This is a genomic window from Vibrio sp. 1580 (assembly GCF_033340055.1).
The window spans coordinates 1-1,015 of sequence record NZ_JAWOVT010000086.1; the positions used below are offsets into that span (position 1 = coordinate 1).

Here is a 1,015-nt window from a genome sequence, read left to right on the forward strand (position 1 = left end):
ACGGTCCGCCCCCATTGGTTGGTACAGTCTCGCTTGACAACTCAGCACTTCTTTCTACCGCCTTGAAGAAAGCGAAGATCAAACACAACGTTTTGAACGCTAACTTCCATGAGAAAGAAGCGGAAATCGTTGCTGAAGCGGGTATGCCAGGTGCGGTAACTATCGCAACAAACATGGCAGGTCGTGGTACAGATATCGTGCTAGGTGGTAGCTGGCAAGCAAAAGTTGAATCACTACAAGATCCAACGAAAGAGCAAATCGACGCAATCAAAGCTGAGTGGAAAAAAGTTCACGATCAAGTTTTAGATGCTGGTGGTCTGCACATCATCGGTACTGAGCGTCATGAATCTCGTCGTATCGATAACCAGTTACGTGGCCGTTCTGGTCGTCAAGGTGATGCGGGTTCATCTCGTTTCTACCTATCAATGGAAGACTCACTGCTGCGTATCTTCACTTCAGATCGTATGGCAAGCTTGATTCAAAGCGGTATGGAAGAAGGTGAAGCAATCGAATCTAAGATGTTGTCTCGCTCTATTGAAAAAGCACAACGCAAAGTGGAAGGTCGCAACTTCGACATCCGTAAACAGCTTCTTGAATACGATGACGTGGCGAACGATCAACGTAAAGTGGTTTACGAACTGCGTGATGAGCTCATGAACGTTGACGATATCAGCGACATGATTGAACAAAACCGTGAAGATGTGCTCACAGCGATCATCGACGAATACATTCCACCACAATCTCTAGAAGACATGTGGGATGTGGAAGGTCTTCAAGAACGTTTGAAAGCAGATTTCGATCTAGACGCGCCAATCAAGCAATGGCTTGAGGAAGACGACAAACTGTACGAAGAAGCGCTGCGCGAGAAGATTATCAGCCTAGCCGTTGAAGTATACAAAGCGAAAGAAGAAGTTGTGGGTGCACAAGTGCTTCGTAACTTCGAAAAATCAGTGATGCTTCAAACACTCGATACGCTTTGGAAAGAGCATCTGGCGGCGATGGATCATCTGCGTCA

1 pseudogene is annotated in these 1,015 nt (G+C 46.5%); it reads left to right on the top strand.

Going from position 1 to position 1,015, the window contains the following annotated elements:
- Nucleotides 1-1,015: pseudogene (gene secA, locus R7093_RS24200) on the top strand (preprotein translocase subunit SecA); the annotation flags it as partial.